This window comes from Hyunsoonleella aestuarii (assembly GCF_006148925.1).
Lineage (GTDB): Bacteria > Bacteroidota > Bacteroidia > Flavobacteriales > Flavobacteriaceae > Algibacter_D > Algibacter_D aestuarii.
Genome location: NZ_VAWB01000001.1, coordinates 865,174 through 885,071, shown reverse-complemented (window position 1 = coordinate 885,071; position 19,898 = coordinate 865,174). Strand labels below are relative to the sequence as shown.

General features: G+C 32.5%; 16 protein-coding genes and 1 tRNA gene. 10 read left to right on the top strand and 7 right to left on the bottom strand.

Annotated elements, in window-relative coordinates; all coding sequences use genetic code 11:
• Positions 1–12 precede the first annotated feature (12 nt).
• From FEF17_RS04125 to FEF17_RS04105, 5 genes are all read right to left on the bottom strand, one after another.
• Positions 13–1,257 carry a M14 family metallopeptidase gene (locus FEF17_RS04125; protein ID WP_139001093.1) on the bottom strand — a complete coding sequence of 415 codons (1,245 nt, stop codon included), beginning with the start codon at positions 1,255–1,257 and terminating at the stop codon, positions 13–15.
• A gap of 125 nt (positions 1,258–1,382) precedes the next feature.
• Positions 1,383–2,438 carry a succinylglutamate desuccinylase/aspartoacylase family protein gene (locus FEF17_RS04120; protein WP_139001092.1) on the bottom strand — a complete coding sequence of 352 codons (1,056 nt, stop codon included), beginning with the start codon at positions 2,436–2,438 and terminating at the stop codon, positions 1,383–1,385.
• Positions 2,439–2,448: 10 nt separating this feature from the next.
• Positions 2,449–3,924: an SLC13 family permease gene (locus tag FEF17_RS04115; RefSeq protein ID WP_139001091.1), complete on the bottom strand. Its 1,476-nt coding sequence runs from the start codon at positions 3,922–3,924 to the stop codon at positions 2,449–2,451.
• Positions 3,917–5,554, bottom strand: a complete 1,638-nt coding sequence (locus FEF17_RS04110) for a gamma-glutamyltransferase family protein (protein WP_139001090.1) — start codon at positions 5,552–5,554, stop codon at positions 3,917–3,919. Before FEF17_RS04110 ends, FEF17_RS04115 begins: the two co-directional genes overlap by 8 nt.
• Positions 5,536–6,816 (bottom strand): pyridoxal phosphate-dependent aminotransferase, encoded by a 1,281-nt coding sequence (locus FEF17_RS04105; RefSeq protein ID WP_139001089.1) that lies wholly within the window; start codon positions 6,814–6,816, stop codon positions 5,536–5,538. The genes FEF17_RS04110 and FEF17_RS04105 overlap by 19 nt, the downstream gene beginning before the upstream one ends.
• Positions 6,817–6,906: 90 nt before the next feature.
• Here FEF17_RS04105 and pdxR point away from each other — a divergent pair, with 90 nt between their 5' ends.
• Together pdxR and FEF17_RS04095 are read left to right on the top strand one after the other, a co-directional pair.
• Entirely contained in the window at positions 6,907–8,388 is a 1,482-nt protein-coding gene (gene pdxR / locus FEF17_RS04100) for a MocR-like pyridoxine biosynthesis transcription factor PdxR (protein ID WP_139001088.1), read from the top strand.
• Between the two features lie 426 nt (positions 8,389–8,814).
• Positions 8,815–9,201: a hypothetical protein gene (locus FEF17_RS04095; RefSeq protein ID WP_139001087.1), complete on the top strand. Its 387-nt coding sequence runs from the start codon at positions 8,815–8,817 to the stop codon at positions 9,199–9,201.
• Between the two features lie 127 nt (positions 9,202–9,328).
• Here the strand turns inward: FEF17_RS04095 and FEF17_RS04090 are convergent, their stop codons facing one another.
• Positions 9,329–9,796, bottom strand: a complete 468-nt coding sequence (locus tag FEF17_RS04090; protein WP_139001086.1) for a carboxypeptidase-like regulatory domain-containing protein — start codon at positions 9,794–9,796, stop codon at positions 9,329–9,331.
• Positions 9,797–9,928: 132 nt separating this feature from the next.
• On the opposite strand from FEF17_RS04090, the gene FEF17_RS04085 reads away from it, so the two are divergent.
• Both FEF17_RS04085 and FEF17_RS04080 read left to right on the top strand, forming a co-directional pair.
• On the top strand, positions 9,929–10,306 hold the full coding sequence (locus tag FEF17_RS04085; RefSeq protein ID WP_139001085.1) for a hypothetical protein: 378 nt from the start codon (positions 9,929–9,931) through the stop codon (positions 10,304–10,306).
• Positions 10,307–10,895: 589 nt separating this feature from the next.
• Positions 10,896–11,951, top strand: a complete 1,056-nt coding sequence (locus FEF17_RS04080; protein WP_139001084.1) for an endonuclease — start codon at positions 10,896–10,898, stop codon at positions 11,949–11,951.
• Positions 11,952–12,924: 973 nt separating this feature from the next.
• Here the strand turns inward: FEF17_RS04080 and FEF17_RS04075 are convergent.
• Positions 12,925–13,006 (bottom strand) — tRNA-Leu (locus tag FEF17_RS04075).
• 145 nt (positions 13,007–13,151) lie between these two features.
• Here FEF17_RS04075 and FEF17_RS04070 point away from each other — a divergent pair.
• The 6 genes from FEF17_RS04070 to FEF17_RS04045 all read left to right on the top strand — a co-directional run bounded on the left by FEF17_RS04070 (position 13,152) and on the right by FEF17_RS04045 (position 19,863).
• Complete coding sequence (locus FEF17_RS04070) at positions 13,152–14,093, top strand: ribose-phosphate pyrophosphokinase (protein WP_139001083.1); 942 nt, start codon at positions 13,152–13,154, stop codon at positions 14,091–14,093.
• Between the two features lie 42 nt (positions 14,094–14,135).
• The gene (locus tag FEF17_RS04065; RefSeq protein ID WP_139001082.1) at positions 14,136–14,783 is read left to right on the top strand and encodes a 50S ribosomal protein L25/general stress protein Ctc; all 648 of its coding nucleotides are present in this window, start codon (positions 14,136–14,138) and stop codon (positions 14,781–14,783) included.
• Between the two features lie 76 nt (positions 14,784–14,859).
• Positions 14,860–15,486, top strand: a complete 627-nt coding sequence (pth, locus tag FEF17_RS04060) for an aminoacyl-tRNA hydrolase (protein WP_425552619.1) — start codon at positions 14,860–14,862, stop codon at positions 15,484–15,486.
• Between the two features lie 82 nt (positions 15,487–15,568).
• The gene (locus tag FEF17_RS04055; protein ID WP_139001080.1) at positions 15,569–17,542 is read left to right on the top strand and encodes a T9SS type A sorting domain-containing protein; all 1,974 of its coding nucleotides are present in this window, start codon (positions 15,569–15,571) and stop codon (positions 17,540–17,542) included.
• A 79-nt stretch (positions 17,543–17,621) separates the two neighbouring features.
• Positions 17,622–18,557 (top strand): bifunctional riboflavin kinase/FAD synthetase, encoded by a 936-nt coding sequence (locus FEF17_RS04050; RefSeq protein WP_139001079.1) that lies wholly within the window; start codon positions 17,622–17,624, stop codon positions 18,555–18,557.
• Positions 18,547–19,863, top strand: a complete 1,317-nt coding sequence (locus tag FEF17_RS04045) for an HTTM domain-containing protein (protein ID WP_139001078.1) — start codon at positions 18,547–18,549, stop codon at positions 19,861–19,863. Before FEF17_RS04050 ends, FEF17_RS04045 begins: the two co-directional genes overlap by 11 nt.
• Positions 19,864–19,898: the final 35 nt, after the last annotated feature.

Here is a 19,898-nt window from a genome sequence, read left to right as displayed (position 1 = left end):
TGTGTTAGTTAATTAATCATTTGTTTTAGTTAAAATATTCATCATTTGCTCGGCAGATATTTTGCCGATTAATTTTATATCCTTTTTAGGAGTGGCATCACCAATCTCATAGGTAATACCAACTGCATTGTGACCATATAAAAACCATCCTTTTGAAACAGGTTTAGTGCTATTTCCGGCTGCTTCGTTTACTTTGTAACTTGGAATGTTAGATTCTAATCCCTTAAACCAATCATCAATGAAGTTAGGTAGTGTAGTCCCTTTTCTTATTTTATTGGTGTAAAAAACATCATGCCATGTGGAATGAAAATCCAAGCCTAAAACAATTTTAGCCTTATTTTTTTTTAGTTCCCTTTGAATGTATTGAACAGTTTGCCTTATTTCTGGTTGATTGTAAACTGACCAGTCTCGGTTAGTATCAACACCACCTGTATTATGCCTCCAATGACCTAAATCCACACCATCGGGATTCATAATAGGAAATGCCAAAATGTGATATTTATTTAGAAAATTTTTAGATAATGTAGTATTTGATAATATGGTCTCTAAAAAATGTTGAAAGGCATAATACCCTGTTACCTCCGGAGGATGTTGTCTGGTTAATAAAACAATTACATCTTTCCCTTTCGGGTCACCTTTATTTATATTAAGAACAGATAAATGTTTACCTAAAGGTGTTTTACCATATACTTCATGCTTTACAAATGCCTGTTTACCATTTATGAGCTCTTTAAACCATTTTTCAACATCCTTAGAAGATTGTATTTCTTGAGCTGCAACGAGTATTGGATTTCCAGAAAGCTTAAGTTTAACGGTAACTATGCTATCATCTTTAAAGAAATTACTAGAATCAATTATTTTCCAATTATTATCAATCTTTAATTTTGGTATGTATCGATGCTTATAACCTTTTGGATATTTAAACCTAAAGTAAAAAGGTCTATCCTTTTCTGCCCAAGTTTTAAATGCATAATAAGCGCTATTGTTTATTGGTGTGTTTTCTGGATTAATAATTACAAGTGCAGTACTATCATTTAGCTTTTCAAAACCATTAAGACGAGCGCCATCAAACTCGTTACTTGCATAAACGTTTAAATCCTTTAGTTGGTAAGTTTTTTTGCTTTGCGCTAGTATAGACTTATCTGTTGTATCAACGGGAGTTTCGAAGCTAACTTTTTTAGCACTCGAACATCCTATTAAGACTATGAATAAGAAACAAAATAAAAAATGAAAAAAATTAAAATTTAATTGATTCATTTATAGTTGTTATAGTTAGTTAAGAATAAAGTTAACTGAAAACGGCTTTAAGTTAAGCATACCAATTTTAAACAAATAAAGCATACCAATTTTATAACGCATGCTGTTTTATTAAAAATTGGGTTCTATTTCATAATTCCTAAATGAATGATTCTGCCACCAGACATGTTGGTCGGATTTGTACTTTTACCAATAACGATGCCGTCTTCTGGAGCAAAATACTCGTTTATAATGGTGCCAAAAGCATCTTTAACTACTGCGATTTTGCTTCCAGAATTAATATGCTGGTTTAAATCTACCAAGACCTCCAGAAAACCACCTTCATTCATATAAATCCAATATGATTTCTTACAATGAGAGGTTTCAAATGTTGATTGCTCTATTTCTCCCGGATACATTTTTAACCACTTAAGTGTGTTATATATTCCTTTTAAGCCTCTACTAATTATGTTGTTTTGAAATACCTGAGGATTGCCATATTCAACAGTGATACATGGGGTTCCTTGTAATACAGCTTCAGCTCTCATAGTTCTCGTAGATTTTGATACTCCTCCAAACGATGGCATCCCTTTACTATTTAAGATGATATCAGCACCTTGCAACTTAGCGAGCTTTCTTAAAGTGTCATTAGAAACATCTGCTCTAGCATACATGGTATTTACCCGTCCAAAACTGGCTGTATGCATATCAATCATAAAATCGAATGAAGGTAAGACACGTTCTTTTATCTTATAAGCATATTGTTGACTCCTATTTCCTTTTTCTTTTCCCGGAAAATTTCTGTTTAAGTCTTCTTCATCAATGAATCGTCTCCGATCATTTTGTATGGAGATAGCGTTAAGGCCTGGGATTGCTATAACTCGACCCTTTAATTTGCTATAATTAATACTTTCAACCAATTGATGAATAATTGGTATGCCATTTAACTCATTGCCATGTATGGCTGCGGTAAGCCCTAATGTTGGCCCGGGTGTATCACCCTGAATCACAATGACAGGGATAGAATTTGATTTTCCGTAAGTATTCGACCCCATTTTAAGCCAATAATTATAAACACCAGATTTCTTTATTTGTACATCACTTAAATTTAAAATTTCAGGTGCTTGAGCACCGCAGTCTATCACTATAATAAGTATTGCAATAACTAGAATTTGATTTAATACTTGTGTTATATTTTTCATTTCTAAAAAATTAAAGGGATAGAACAGGTAAAACATAGAGGTACATTAGCATAGTTAACAGCAAAACACAAAGTAAATTAAGCCCTACACCGCATTTAGCCATGTCTGGAATTGAAACTCTGTTACTCGCAAATATTACTGCGTTGGTACCAGTTCCTGATGGAAGCATAAACGAAAAGGAGCATGCAAAGGTAGCGGGTATCATTAACAATAATGGGTTCATTTGTCCCGCCACTGCCATGGCAGCTAATACCGGTAAAAAAATATTGGCAGTTGCTGTATTGCTGTTAATTTCGGTTATAAAAATCATAAGAAAAATGACTGCTAAAAGAATTATAATCATGGGATATTCTCCAATAAAACTTAAAATGGAGCCTAAATAGGTTGCTAAACCCGTATGGTTAAAAGAATCTGCAATGGCGTATCCTCCACCCACTATCATCACAACACCCCACGGTACTTGTGCTGCAGACCTCCAATCTAGTAATGTTTTCGGTTTATTTGGTTGAGATGCAATTCCTGATGGAATAGCAAATAATAGAAGTGCAGAAATAATGGCTACAGTAGAATCATGTACATAATCTTTAATGCCTAATACAGAGGACCATCCTGGAATAACAAAACTGTCCAAAATAATATCGCGTCTAAAAATCCATCCAACTGCTGTAAAAATAAAAACTGCTAGGACTCTTTTTTCCATAACTGATAATTTTCCTATGGATTCGATTTCTCTATTAATTATTTCCTTGCTTCCAGCGAAATTTCCTTTTATTTTAAAATATCGTGTTAGATAAAACCATATTATGGGTAAAATGATTATAACGATTGGTGTTCCTAGCTTCATCCACTCCAAAAAATCAATTTCTGGAAGGTCAGGGAAAGCTTTTGCAAATACCCCAGCAAATACCATGTTTGGAGGTGTTCCAATAAGGCTTCCCGTTCCTCCAATGCTTGCTGCATAAGCAATGGCAAGCATCATAGCTAAACCAAACTTAGGGTTTCTTTCTTCGTTTTCTTCTTCTTTATCAACAATAGCAAGCGCTATTGGTAGCATAAGCAATACAACGGCTACATTTGCAATCCAAAACGACAAAAAAGCTGTTGCTATCATGAAACTTAAAATAATCCTTTTTCTACTCGTTCCAAGTTTGCTGATTATGTATAGCGCTACGCGCTTGTGGAGTCCACTTAATTCAATGGATTTTGCTAAGAAGAAACCACCAAGAAGCATCAACACATAGTTGTGTCCATAATTTTCGGTCGTGGTATTAGCATCCAAAATTCCCAATAAAGGAAAAAGTGCGATGGGCACAAATGCTGTTGCGTAAATGGGTATGCATTCTGTTACCCACCAAATAGCCATTAACAACGCTACACCTAATGCTCTTAAGGCTTCAGGTTGCATCCCTTGTGGTGCAGGAATAATTAATAAAATTAGAAGAATTGCAATTCCTCCCCAAAATCCAATTACTTTTGATTTATTCATTAGAATTACTTTTTTTAACTATTATTGATTTCCCATCTCTTCGGGGATCTGCAATTCCAATCCAATTCCCGTTCTCCTTAGCTATGGCATGGACACCGCCGTAATAAGCATTTAATTTTTCTTGTAGCATAAGGCTTTCTGATGGTGTTTTTAACAAAAGATCAAATTCAGTTAAAAATTCCTTGCTAAGGGATAACGTATCTTCTTTATTTTCGTGATATACCGTATTATTAGATACGTGAATCCTAGGCTGTGTAACAGCATGTTGAATATCTCGACCTTCAATCCATTTTGCGGTTATTTGTGATACTGCGGAAATGATTCTGCTGCTCCCAGGACTTCCTAACACCAAAACTGTTTTACCATTTTCTTGAACGATTGAAGGAGACATGGATGAATAAGCCATGGCATTAGGGCGAATTGCAAAGGGATGATCGGGATCTTCGAAAATAAAATCGTCCATATAGGTGTTGTACAAAAACCCTAAATCTTTTGATGCTGCTAGCGCACCAAAATAAGCGTTTATACTAGATGTTACCGCAATGGAATTTCCTTCGGAATCTACTACTGAGAAATGTGTTGTTTCTCCTATTTTTTTATTTACAATAGTTTCACTAGGAGATTGCTCATTTAACAATAATTTTTTGGAGTAAGATTTTGAAAGCTTGTTTTTTAAGATACTATCATAAGTAGTCAAATTGTTAACTGGTTTTTTATTTCTTTCATTGTGAGCTATATATAAAGCTTTTATAACTTCCTCATTTGTGAGTACAGCATCTTTATTCAATTTTTCCATTAAATTAAGGGCTAAAAGTGTTATCCAACCACCACAAGGCGGAGGTTGAGAGTAAACCATCATTCCGCGATGCTCCACAGAAAGAGGTTTTAATTCTTTTGGAGCTGGGAAATTGTTTAAGTCATCAATTGTTATCCATCCACCATGCTCTTGCATATCCAGAGCTATTTTTTTGGCGATTTCTCCGTTGTAGAAATCTTCTGCTCGAAATTCTGCTAAGCGCTTTAAAGTTTTTGCCAACTCAGGTTGTTTTATGGTGTCTCCTTTTTGAGGGATACGATTATCAATAAGAAAACTAGACACGCTAAATTGGCTAGATTTTAATTTTTCGCCGTATTCATGATATACTTTTGCTCTATATTCTCCAAGTACAAACCCGTTTTCTGCCAATTCTATGGATGGTTTTAGCAAATCTTCCCAAGAAACATTACCGCTACCATAGTTTTTCCATAGGTAATCTAACACTTTAACGGTAGAAGGTATGGTACTTCTTCTATGATATGTTAAAGTGTCTTTTATTGAGATTGGTGTTTTGTAAGGAGATAATGTAGTTCCATTTATAGCAATAGGCTGTTGGTTCTTTAATGATAGTAATACTTGAGTTCCACCGCCTAAACCAGACATGGCAGGTTCTGTTACGGCTAGTGCAAAGGATATAGCTATTGCAACATCAATGGCATTTCCATCTTTCAAGAATATTTCTTCTCCAGCGGTTGAAGCTTCTGGTGTCGCGCTTGTAACTGCACCTAAAAAAGTATTGTTATGATTATTGCATGAGGTTATTACATGGAAAAGAATAGGTATTATACTGTATTTTATTCTTGAGACAACCATATTTCAATTTTTCTTAAGGCTTCAACTATTCTAGGACAGTGTTTTTCAACAAACAAGTTGTCAACAGTGGCATTTGGTTGCTTATTGAGGATTTTAAGTACAAGAGTACCATCAAAGTCAACATAAGAAAGTCGTGCGGTAAAGACTTCTTCAGGAAAACCAAATGCGACTCCTGGTAACAAAGCGACTCCCGTTTCATTTAAAAGGGTATTACAAAATTGGGTGTTGGTTAATATATTTCTCTTAGCCAAAGTATCTTTCCATTTTTCGAAATTTGGAAACACATAAAACCCACCTTCAGGTTTTGGTAATGATACACCAATGTCTTTTAAATAGTTGTAAGTGTACATTCCTACTGCCTTAAGTATTTTTCTTGTATCGGCTAAATATGTGTTTATAGATTCATTTTGTTTATACGCCTCAACAGCAGCGTATTGAATAGGAGCACTTGTGGATGTGAAGGTTTCACTCGCAACTACAGCCATGGCATCAAGAATAAATCTTAATTTTTTTGGAAATATAAATACCCCTAAGCGCCATCCACCAGCTCCAGCCCATTTGCTTAATCCAGTACTTATTATGGTTCCCTCAGGATAATACTTCGCTAATGTTTGATGATACCCTTTAAAATGAGTTTCTCCATATATCTCGTCAGAAATAACGAGAATGTTGTATTGTTTTAAAACAACAGCGAGTGCCTTTAGCTCAGTAGAGGAATAACTAATACCAAGTGGATTCGATGGATAATTTAAGATTAAAACTCTAATTTTATTTTGCGAATGTTCGCAATAATTTATAATATCTGTAGGTGTTAGTTTCCAGTCGTTTTCTTCTTTTGTACCTAACCAAGCATTTTTTCGGTTATTAAGTAAGGCTTGAGGTTCATAGGAAACCCAGCTCGGTTTTGGGAGTAGCAATTCTTTAAAATTGTAAACCAATTGAAAATTAAAAATTAATTCTTTAGACCCTGGACCAATTATGACGTCAGCGTCAGATACAGATAATTCGTAATTGCGTTTATAAAAAAAAGCAATTTCTTTTCTTAAAACAGGTAAGCCTTTAACTTGTAAATAATCTTTTTGGTGTGCATTTTCCTTTAAAGCATCTACAACTATTTTGGGAACAGGAAATGGAGATTGACCAAACCCTAACTTAAAGACATTTATACCTTTAGTGATTAGGTTATTAGATAATTCGTTAATTACTAACGTTGCCGATTTCTTTAAATTTCTAACATTGGCATTTAACTTTTCTGAAGACATGTCTTAAGTAAAAAAAATACTAATATTTAAATTTAGATTATATTTACTTTACATTGAGCATACCAATTTAAAAATTATAAGCATACCAATTTGCATTATAACATTAAAAACATACTTGTAAACCATGGCTTTGGTTGCAAAGACAGCTATAAAAACATTTATATTAATTTATATGATGCCTTAAAAAAGGCTATTTTAAACAGAACCTTTAACAGAGGAGTAAAGCTGCCTCCATCAAGAGTATTAGCAAAAGATTTAGCGATTTCTAGAAGTACTGTTCTTAAGGCATATGACCTACTTGTATTAGAAAAATATGTAAATTCAATTACTGGATCTGGCTATTTTATAAATTCTACTAAAGATAAAAAGTTTCACACCAAATTGAATACGTCCATTGAGTTAGGATCATATCCCAAAATTTCAAAAAAAGGCATTTCATTTAAAAAAAATGTACATATCGTCAGTAACGCTAATAGTAAGGGAATTGCATTTAGACCAGGATTACCTCCGTTAGATATTTTCCCCGTTCAACTATGGAAAAACCTGTCTAATGATTATTGGAAAAATGTCAAGTCATCTGAACTTTCCTATTCCAATACAATTGGCTTAGAATCATTAAGAAATAATATATCTAATTATTTAAAAATTTATAGAAACATCCAATGTGACGCTGAACAAATTGTTGTTACAACCGGGTCTTTACATTCGCTATCTATAATTGGAGAAGCTTTAATAGATAGAAAAGATGAAGTGCTTATTGAAAATCCAACTTACCCTTACGCTTATAGTTTATTTAAAAGTTTAAAGGCAGACATATGCACAACATCTATTGATGATGAAGGGATTGTTATTGAAAACCTCAAATGTAGAAAGCCAAAATTAATTTACACAACACCATCCAACCAATATCCAACAGGTATTAAAATGGGTTTAAAAAGACGGCTAGAACTGTTAAAATTTGCAGCTAGCAAAAACACGTTTATTGTTGAAGACGACTATGATCATGAATTCAGCAATTGGGAAACGCCTGTATCTTCAATTTTCAGTCTTGATAAACAGGATCGTACTATATATTTGGGAACCTTCAATAAACTTTTACACCCGGCCATTAGATTGGGCTATATGATAGTTCCATATTACCTTCTAGATACTATTAAAGCTTTGAATAGACAGTCTAGTCGATTTGTTTCCCCAGTAACGCAAAGCATCCTTAGTGATTTTATTGAGAAAGATTATTTGAATAAACATTTAAGACATGTAATTGAAGCTTCTATTGAACGCAAAAGAGTGTTTTTAAAGAGTTTCTCCGACAATTTTAACGAGGAGATTCTAGTGGATTCTAGAAATACCGGATTACATATTATTGCCAATATTAATAATAACATTAGTGATGTCTCTCTAGCTAGTTATTTTAGTAAAAAGAATGTAATAGTACACCCATACAGCAGCTATTTTATTAATAATAACAAGCAAAATGGTATTGTGATGGGTTATAGTTCTGTTAACACCAAAGTCATTAAAGAAACTTTAATTAGAATGAAAAAGGAGTACGACAGTTTTACAGGAAAATAATATTTGTACTAATTTAAAATAGAAAAGTTCTTTGTTGAGGAAGTTAATGATGGAGACCAGAATGTCTTAACAGAAATTTGGAGTTTTAACTATGTGCATATTCTGGAGAGGAATGTACCAAAATTTAATCAAGATTAATCCCTAAAACACAAACAACAATCTTTATCTAGCCAAATACCACCAAAGAACTCTAAAACCCTCTAATTGGTTGATGTGTAAGGCTTAAAATAAGCCCCATCCCCAAAAAAATCAAATATGCGAGCAAGGTATAAAGTGTCACACTAACTCATGAAAGTTTCACAAAAATGAACCTGTTTTATATTTTTGTCCAAGCTCTAATTATTATTTAATATCTTAACGTAATAATTTCAATGGTAAGATCATTTTACCGTTTTAATACAATAAATCAATACTATATTTATTGCAATGAGCAACTATTTGGATTATTTAAATGAGCAACTTAAAAGAGGTGAAATAACAATTTCAGAAAAAAAAGAGGGTTACCATGAATATGAAAAAGCTGACTATCATAAAAAAAGAAAATTAGATAAGGATCATGCATTTGTAAATTCTAATGAACCTGAGATTTCCAAGCCAAAGGAAAATATACTTAAAACAGAATCTGTTAGATCCAAGGAAGTTCCGAAGGTAAAGACCAATAAAACGAACAGACCCCGAGCCATGGATTCCAAAGGAGGATTTCTTAAAGTATTAGGGTCTATATTATATGTAATTGGCATATTGCTTAAGCATGGAGTTAATATTATTAGGGGAATAATGATAGTTTTTGTTTTTTTTGCGAGAAGACGGTAAGCACAATAATTTTATACCAGAATTAAAAATTGAATTTTAATCTATCCCAATATCATTAGAAATATCATAATAAAAATGTAAAACCCTCTAATTGGTCGATGAGCAATCCTTAAATTGGTTATATTAATTATTTTAGTACTGCCTCAAGTACACAAAACACATCTTCGATCAAATCAGAACCATTTAGAATACGGTCTTTACTTTTATTTGACCGACGTATTCTTCGCATTTCCTTGCGTGTCAAACTTGTTGACACCTCTTTTGAATTTAAATCTAATGGGTTATGGTCTTCTTTAAGAAGAAAAATAATATTAGTTTGAGGCTTTACAACTACATCAATTGGTTCGAAATCGATGAAAACGATATGAATAATTGTTTCATCATCTACTTCTAAACTAAATTTTCCGTTAAAATTTGTAGTAGTTTCTTTGTGAATTTCCTTTGCAATAATTTTGGCTCCAATTAAGGGCAAACCATTAATGTCAATTATTTTACCAGTCACTATTAATTTATTTCCAATTTTCTGAATATCAGTTTCTTGAGCGATTAATTGAAAGCTTAGAAAAAACAAAGTAAATAATAATAGATTTTTCATTTTTTAGGTTGTTTCATTAAAGATAAGGTTTATTTATAATTTTTTTTAAGCAGTTAAATAATCTAAGCTGATATCGCTCATTCTTTATTTATTGTGATGTTATTATATTTATTTTTTACATAAAGACCGGGTATGAAAACAATTAAAACACATTTAAGAGTATTGGTCCTATTTTGCTCCTTAATAATATTCTTTCAAGGTTGTACCGTTTATAAATCTATACCTGTATCTATTGAACAAGCGGTTCAAAATCAATCTCAAGTAAGAGTTAAAACCCGCTCCAAAAAGAAAATGAAATTCAGCAGAATTATAATTGTAGATGGAAATCACTTCGGTGTTAAAAAAACAAGTAGCGATATAATCTATACGCCTTTAGATGAAAACACTATTAATACGATTAACGAAAAGGATAAAACCGTTTCTACCATTGTTAGTGTTGCAGGGCCGATTTTATTTATTTTTTTGGTTCTAATCGGCGCTGCTATAGCAAACGGGGGTTATGTTTATTAATCGATGACAAAAAGCATTACAAAATGCTTATTTATATTTTTATTAACTGTCGTAATATTGGCTGGGATAACATTACACTAATTCTATTTACAAAAATGATTTATGTTGTTTAATTTTATCTTTAATCTTGTGCTATTTGATAAGCATATAAACTTTAAAAGAAATAGTATTTGCATACGAAGTTTAGATTTATAAATTAGATTAGGATAAGAGCTCATACCTCTCTATTGGTTTTGTGGTTTATAACAATTTCAATGATTGTGATTTTAATTACTTTTGTTTTGGTGCTAATGCTATCTTTTAATTTCAGTTACACTTAGAAACTTAAATTAGTATGAAACAAAAAAAAATAACATTAAAGACTATTTTAATAATTGCTTTAATATTTGTTGCTTTAACAATTGTATTACTCTTTGTTTGCAAAGATGCTTATGAAAACGTGAAGAACTGTTTTTATTAAATCATGCAAAATGACTTTATGCGAGTTTAACGCATTATAACTAAACGAAGGTATCTAGACTGTTTACCAATAAGGTGCTTTTTATATAACTACGCAATTAAAGATGTTCAGATCAACTATTCTGCAATAATGAAAAGACTCCTCCAATTACTGTTTCTGTTTTCATTTGTTTCATTTGCTCAAATGCCAACATATTACGGTAGTATTGATCTTGACCAAAATGGTATAGACCTAGAAATAGATTTATCTCAACTAATACGAGAGACACATACCACTTTACTTCCTTATACTTCAAGTCAACCAGATACTTGGGATGCAGTAAAGCAAACTGATTTAGTTCCTGGAGATACTGAAAATGTATTACTATTTTATGGATATGATGATTTTGATGGTAACACCGAAACTGATTATACCAGAGATAAAGATTTGTCTTGTCATACCACTTCTTGCTCAGGGTTGTTCAATCGAGAGCATGTTTATGCTAGGTCAATAGCCAATCCTAGTTTAACAACAGAAGACCCAGGATCTGGAACCGATGCACACAATTTGAGAGCCTGTGATGGAGATATGAATTCAAATAGAAGTAATAGGTTATTCCAAGATAGTAATACAAGTACAAACTCCCATATTACAGCAAGTGGTAATTGGTATCCTGGTGATGAGTGGAAAGGAGATGTTGCACGTATTGTTATGTATATGTTTTTAAGATATCCTAATCAATGCCCTGCTAACGATATAGGAACTGGAACAAATACTAATAATACTGATATGCCTGATGTATTTCTACAATGGAATATAGAAGACCCTGTATCTGATTATGAAACTCAGAGAAACACTGTTTTAGAGTCAATGCAAGGCAATAGAAACCCTTTTATTGATAATCCATACCTAGCAACTAAAATTTGGGGAGGAAATCCTGCTGAAGATAAATGGGGTCTATTAAGCGTAATAGGATTAAATCTTAATCATGTGAAAATTTATCCTGTTCCTGTTAGTGAGCGTTTATACATAACTAACACTACTTCAACATTTATTGATATAGCAGTTTATAATGTTAATGGACAAAAAATAAGACTACCACAAACAAACAATTATTTAGATGTAAGGAAATTAAAAAATGGTTTTTACTATTTACAAGTGAAAGAACAAGAGGAAGTATTCACTTTTAAGTTTATTAAGAACTGAGGACCTTATACGAGTTTAACGCATTAGAACTAAATTAACGAATGGAAGCAGTTAATCAATCAGTACGGTACTTTTTTAGATAATGATGTAACTAAAGATATTCGTATTAATTGTTACGCCATAAATAAACCCTTTGTTGAGGTTGTTTATGATGACGAGCATAACCACAATAGCAGAACTCAGAAGTTTTAAGTATGGCCATATTCTTGATAAGTACACTTCAAAGTTTCAATAAAAAAAAGGATGTGAATTAACAGCATCCTTTTTTTAGATTTATTATGATTGATGATTTATAATTGTTGATTTATCTGAAACGTCTTTTAGTATTCCAAACAGAAGCTTTTGTTGAGTTTAATTTATTGGTAATTTGATTGTTGTTTAAAGTTCTCATAATTTCTATATTTTGATGGTTTATTGTAATATTTAAATTTCCTAAAAGAATTATTTGTAACGTCTTTTGGCATTCCACACATAAGCCTTTGTTGAGCTTATTTTTTGTGTAATTTGATTGTTGTTTAAAGTTCTCATAATTTCTATATTTAAAATGTATTATACCCAATAGACGACAATATTCAAATATTGTTACAGTACTATGTATAACAAAGTAATATTTTAACATATTTTAACAGTATTGCCCAAATTAATGTAGATAATCCCAATAATAGCGACTATAACAAAACAGGTTATCTTACAAAAATCATTGAAAATACTGAGGAGATTCTTTTGTTAGATATTTTTATGCTTTAAAGCATCATGTTGCAACAGAATAAAGAAGTTTTAATACATGCATAGTCGGGATAAGTATGATACTAACATTGATTAATCAATCCTTTTTCAATTTCAAAACTATTTTTGTGATGATGAAAAGAGTAAAAAATATATTTTTTAATGAAATGCTCAACTAAATGTTGACTATGTAAAGAATAAAAAAACCATAACGCCCTTAAAATAAAGTAATTACGGTTTTATAAAGTACTCAAGGTGGGAATCGAACCCACACTTCCGAAGAAACTGGATTTTGAATCCAGCGCGTCTACCAATTCCGCCACTTGAGCATATTTGGACAGCAAAAATATATTATTTTCTTTAAAAGACCCAAATTTACCCAACAATATACTCTTTAGATTAAAATAAATATATAAATTTGCACCTCGTTAAAAATAACGCAGTGTTTGCGCACTCATAAACAAGAAGTTAACAATGCCAATTGTAATTACAGAAGCCAAAATTTTTGCTTGTACACAAAGTAAAGTTTTAGGTGAAAAAATAGCCGAAGCTTTTGGTGCAGAATTAGGTAATGTAATTACGTCTACTTACAGTGATGGCGAGTTTCAACCTTCTTATGAGGAATCTATAAGAGGTACACGTATTTTCATAATTGGTTCAACAAACCCAGGGCCGGAAAATTTAATGGAAATGCTTCTAATGATTGATGCGGCTAAACGGGCATCAGCAAGACATATTACAGCAGTTCTTCCTTATTTTGGTTGGGCACGTCAAGACAGAAAAGATAAGCCTCGTGTTCCTATAGCGGCTAAATTGGTGGCTAAAATGTTAGAATCAGCCGGTGCAACGCGTATTATCACTATGGATTTACACGCAGATCAAATACAAGGATTCTTTGAAAAACCTGTAGATCATTTATTTGCATCAACTATTTTCTTACCATATCTAAAGAGATTAAACTTGGATAATTTAACCATAGCTTCTCCAGACATGGGAGGTTCTAAAAGAGCTTATGCATATTCTAAAGCGTTAGAAAGTGATGTGGTTATCTGTTATAAACAGCGTGCCAAAGCCAATGTTATTTCTCACATGGAGTTAATCGGAAATGTTGAAGGGAAAAATGTTGTTTTGGTTGACGATATGGTCGACACAGCGGGAACTTTAACGAAAGCAGCAGATTTAATGATGGAACGTGGAGCTCTTAGTGTAAGAGCAATTTGTACGCATCCAATTTTATCTGGGAATGCTTATGAGAATTTAGAAAAATCGAAATTAGAAGAACTTATAGTTACAGACTCTATTCCACTTACTCAAAAAAGCAATAAAATTAAAGTACTTAGTTGTGCGGATTTATTTGCTGAGGTTATGGAGAGAGTGCACAACAATCATTCTATAAGCTCAAAATTTGTGATGTAAGTCACGTAGAAAAGAATATTAATTTAATTTATATATAAACAAATGAAATCAATTACAATCAACGGATCTCAAAGAGAAAGCGTGGGCAAAAAAGCAACAAAAGCCTTACGTAATGCTGGTCAGGTTCCTTGCGTATTATACGGAGGAGACAAGCCAGTGCATTTCTCTGCACCAGAATTGGCTTTCTCAAAACTTGTATACACGCCTAATGCGCATACAGTTGTGATTGAGTTAGACAATGGAGAAACTTTAAATGCTGTATTACAAGACATTCAGTTTCATCCAGTAACAGACAGAATCTTGCATATAGACTTCTATCAATTATTCGAAGACAAGGAAATTGCTTTAAATATTCCTGTACAACTAGTAGGTAACTCTAGAGGTGTTAAAAATGGAGGTGTTTTAAAGAGAAACAACAGAAAACTTCGTATCAAAGCATTACCAGTAAACCTGCCAGATTTTATAGAGGTAGATATTACACCTCTTAAAATTGGAGATAAAGTAGCGGTAGGTGATTTGCCAACTGGAGATTATACTTTTCTACACAATGATAATACTGTAGTTTGTAGAGTAAGTACATCTAGAGTAGCAATTGTAGATGATGAAGATGAAGAAGAGTTAGAAGAAGGTGCAGAGGGAGCAGAAGCACCAGCATCTGAAGGAGCAGAAGCACCAGCATCTCAAGAATAAAACATATTCGCGATTAAATAATAAAAGCATCCTTATTTTCAGGATGCTTTTTTATTTTTACAAAAAACAAACTTTTATGTGCCAGTTTTTATTTTGGTTTTTTAAACAGAAAACATACATAGAAGAGCAAAATCCCATGAAGAAATTTTTAATAGTTGGATTAGGAAATATAGGTGAAAAGTATGAAAATACACGCCACAATATTGGATTTAGAATATTGGATTATTTTGCAAAGAATGAAGACCTAACATTTGAAACTCAAAAGTTGGGAGATATAGCTACCTACAAACTAAAAGGACGAACCTTTATTCTTTTAAAACCTAATACCTATATGAATTTAAGCGGTAAAGCAGTTTTGTATTGGTTAACAAAAGAAAAAATCCCAATTGAAAACTTACTTATTATAACCGATGACCTTAATTTACCATTTGGAAGTATTAGATTAAAAACAAAAGGGAGTGACGGTGGGCATAATGGATTAAAAGATATTCAGGATAAAATAAATACTACTAAATACAACCGTTTTAGGTTTGGTATAAGCGATGCCTTTAACAAAGGAAGGCAAGTAGATTACGTTTTGGGAGAATGGTCTAGCAAAGAAAACGAGAGGTTGTCTGAACGTTTTGAAAAATCGGTGGAACTTATAAAGTCCTTTGTTTTATCTGGTATAAATAATACTATGAATGCTTTTAATGGTAAGTAAATGTTATGAATTCATTATTTGACAGACTAACAATTAAGTTGTATTATTGTTATTAATACCCTCAAATTCAAAAAAAGTTATTATGAAAAGGCCTGTTTTTATCATATTCACTTTGTTGTTTTTTATCAGTTTTGTTGGCAATAGCCAAAGGGATAAAAATCCAAAACAATTGTTAGATCGTTGCGGTACCTATAACTATAATCAAGAACTTTTAAAAGAATACCCCACTATGATGGGTAGTAAAGTTTTTGAAGATAAGATAAAGGTGATAATGGAATCTTATAAGAGCCAAAAAACTTTAAATTCAGGTAAAAGAGCAGTTATAACAATACCCGTAGTGGTTCATGTATTTCATAATGGTGAGCCCATTGGTACTGGACCGAATATAAGTGATGCTCAAGTTTTTTCTCAAATAAAAGTTCTTAATGAAGATTTTAGAAAGATTTCTGGATCTAGAGGTGATGGTGGTGGTGTTGATGTTGAAGTTGACTTTGTGTTAGCTAAAATAGATCCAAGTGGTTGTACGACCAATGGTATAGATAGAGTAAATATTGGGCAAGATGGTATTAATGAAAATAGCCAGTCAAACGCTATAGCTCAAATGGATGCTTTGAAGCCTACATATATTTGGGATGCATCATTATATCTTAACATGTGGTCTGTAAAGTTTGCAGGAGGCTCAGGGCTCTTAGGTTATGCCACCCCGCCTGGGAGTGGTTCAACTACGGATGGAGTAGTTGTAGATTATAAGTTTTTTGGAAGTAATGATGATCCAAATGTAACACTTATTGGCCCTTATAACTTAGGACGAACGATGACGCATGAGGTTGGGCATTTTTTAGGTTTGAATCATGTTTGGGGAGATAACTGGGTTGATGGCGATCCTGATGATGAAAGTTGTACAGCAGATGATGGGGTTGCAGATACACCTAATAGTGGTCGTCCCAATTTTGGATGCCCATCTACTGTACCAGATACATGTGTAGACCCAGATGATGATATGATTGAAAACTATATGGATTATTCTGATGATGTATGTTTTGATACATTTACCGACGGTCAAAAAACAAGAATACAAGCAATATTGGCCAGTAGTAGAGCTTCGTTGGCTTCGTCAACCACAGCTAATTTGCCTTCTGGAGTTAATAATGATGCTAATGCGAAAGTGGTTTATTTAGATACTCCTGTTTGCACGTCTAACATAACACCTTCAATTAGAGTAACTAATTATGGAGATATTACTTTGACCAGTGCGGATATTTCATATAATGTTGATGGCGGTTCTTCTTCTACATATAATTGGACAGGAACATTAACTAAGGGTGATTCAGAAATTGTTAATCTACCAGTACTGACTTCTACCTCAGGGGATCATACATTTAATATTTCTGTTACTAGTGCAAATGGTTCTGTAGATCAAAGGTCATGTAATAATAGTGATAGTGCAAACTTCGTAATCAATAATACTTATGACTCAACATCAAAAATCTTTTTAACCCTTGTTTTAGATAATTTTGCGTCAGAAACTAGTTGGGAATTTAGGGATGCTAGTAATTCGCTTTTAGCATCTGCCAGTTATACTTCTTCAGATAATGGCACTACTAAAAATGAAGAGTTTATAGTAAGTTCTAACGATTGTTATAAGTTTACAATTTTTGATTCTGCAAACGACGGTATTTGTTGTGGTTTTGGGAATGGCTCTTATGAGCTAAAAACAGATGATGATACTGTTATCGCAACTGGAGGTAATTTTGCTAATTCAGATGTAATAAGCATTTCTACTGCAACTTTGGGAATAAAGAACTACTTTCTTAACAACAAAATAAGTTTGTATCCAAACCCAACCACAAGCGAGCTAAATATCAAAGTGTCCCAAATTAATTCATTGCCTGATGCTTTCAAAATTTATAATGTTTTAGGACAATTGGTAAAAGAAAAGCAAATAGATAATTTTTATCAATTAGGAATAAATGTAACTAGCTTTAGGAAAGGTCTTTATTTTATAAGAATAGTTAAAGAAGGAGAATCTATTTCCTTACCCTTTATTGTAGAATAGCAATTATTAAAAATAATAATACTTAAAAAGAGGTCTATATATTTCAGTCCTCTTTTTTATTTTTGTAAAAACTTCAAGCTTGAAAATTAGCAAAAGTCTTAATTCATTATCTAGCACTAAAACTGTTGTAACCATTGGAACCTTCGATGGCGTTCATATTGGTCACCAAAAAATAATTTCGAGATTAATTAATATAGGCAAGGAGACTAATTTAGAATCGGTTATTCTTACGTTCTTTCCTCACCCGAGAATGGTGCTTCAGAAAGATTCTAATATTAAATTGATAAATACCATTGAAGAACGTCATGATATTCTTAATAACTTGGGCTTAGACTATTTAGTCGTTAAAAAGTTTACCAAAGAGTTTTCACGACTTTCAGCTGAAGATTTTGTAAAAGAAATTTTAGTAGAAAAACTCAACGCTAAAAAAGTGATCATAGGTTACGACCACAGATTTGGACGAAACAGAAAAGCCGATATAGAGGATTTAAAAGATTTTGGAATTAAATATAATTTTGATGTAGAAGAAATTTCTGCACAAGATATTAATGATGTTTCTGTGAGTTCTACAAAAATTAGGAAGGCTTTAAGAGATGGGAATATATCAAAAGCAAATGCTTATTTAGGTTATAAGTTCATGATTACCGGGACCGTTGTTAAGGGCAAAGGGTTAGGAAAGAATTTAGATTTCCCTACAGCAAATATAAATGTTGAGGAAGATTACAAATTAATTCCAAAGCAAGGTTCTTACATTATCAAGTCCTCGATTGATGATGTTGAAGTTTTTGGCATGATGAATATAGGAATGAATCCAACCGTAAATGGAGAAAAGGAATCCATTGAGGTGAATTTTTTCAATTTCAATAAGGATTTATATGACAGAAAGATAAAAATTGAACTATTAAATCGCTTACGAGATGAGAAAAAATTTGCTTCTATTGAAGCGTTAAAAGAGCAATTAATAAGCGATAAAGAAACGGCACTTAATTACATAAACACCCATTATGCTGAATAAATATTTATTCAAGCATATTGATAATTCTGCTTTAATAGTTTTTCGAATATTTTTTGGATTACTGTGTTTTTTAGAGTCATTTGGAGCTATATTAACGGGTTGGGTTAAGCGCGTTTTAATCGAACCAAAATTTACATTCTCGTTTATTGGATTTGAATGGTTACAGCCATTACCAGGAAATGGCATGTATATTTATTACTTCATAATGTCTGTTTTTGGATTGCTAATAATGGTCGGGTATAAATACAGATTTGCAATGATAAGTTTTACCCTCATGTGGACTGGAACTTATTTAATGCAAAAGACATCATACAACAATCATTATTATTTATTGGTGCTCTTAGGTGCTATAATGGTCTTTCTTCCTGCTAACAGGTATGCCTCAATGGATGTAAAATTAAATCCAAATCTCAAGAGTTATTCCATGCCTCAATGGGTAAAATGGGTTATTGTAATTCAATTATTTATAGTCTATACTTACGCATCAGTCGCTAAATTATACCCCGATTGGTTAAACGGAAATGTCATGCAGCTTTTAATGCGAAGTAAGTCAAATTACATTTTTATTGGTGACCTTCTCCAAGAAAAATGGTTACATTATATGTTAGCTTATGGAGGGATATTATTCGACGGCTTAATCGTTCCGTTATTACTATTTAAGCCTACAAGAAAGTATGCCTTTTTTGTTTCAATCTTCTTCCATTTATTCAATTCGTTTGTATTTCAAATAGGGATATTTCCATATTTATCTCTGGCGTTTTCGTTGTTCTTTTTTGAACCTAAAACCATTCAAAAACTGTTTTTAAAAAAGAAACTATTTTATAATAAAGAAGAGCTTATAATAACTTCATATAGAAAGGTATTAATTGGAGTTGGTGCTGTGTATTTCTTAATTCAAACCCTATTACCAATTAGACATCATTTTATTAAGGATAATGTACTTTGGACTGAAGAGGGACATCGATTATCGTGGCGTATGATGCTAAGGGCAAAATATGGAATCATAGAATACCGACTTGTGAATAATAATACAGGTAAAATTCATATAGTGAATTTGGACGATTATTTATCTGAAAAACAGAAAAGAGCGGCTAGTACCAAACCCGATATTATATGGCAATTTGCACAGTATTTAAAGCGCATTTTCGAAAAGGATGGACAAGACATTTCTATTTATGTAGATTCTAAAATAAGTGTTAATGGAAAACCCTTTGAAGCCTTCATAGATCCAGAAGCCGATTTGACCAATGCGCCGTGGAATAGTTTTAAACATAACGACTGGATTTTACCCTCAAAATCAGACTAGTTTTCTGGGTAATTCATTAAATTTGTCGCTTAAAA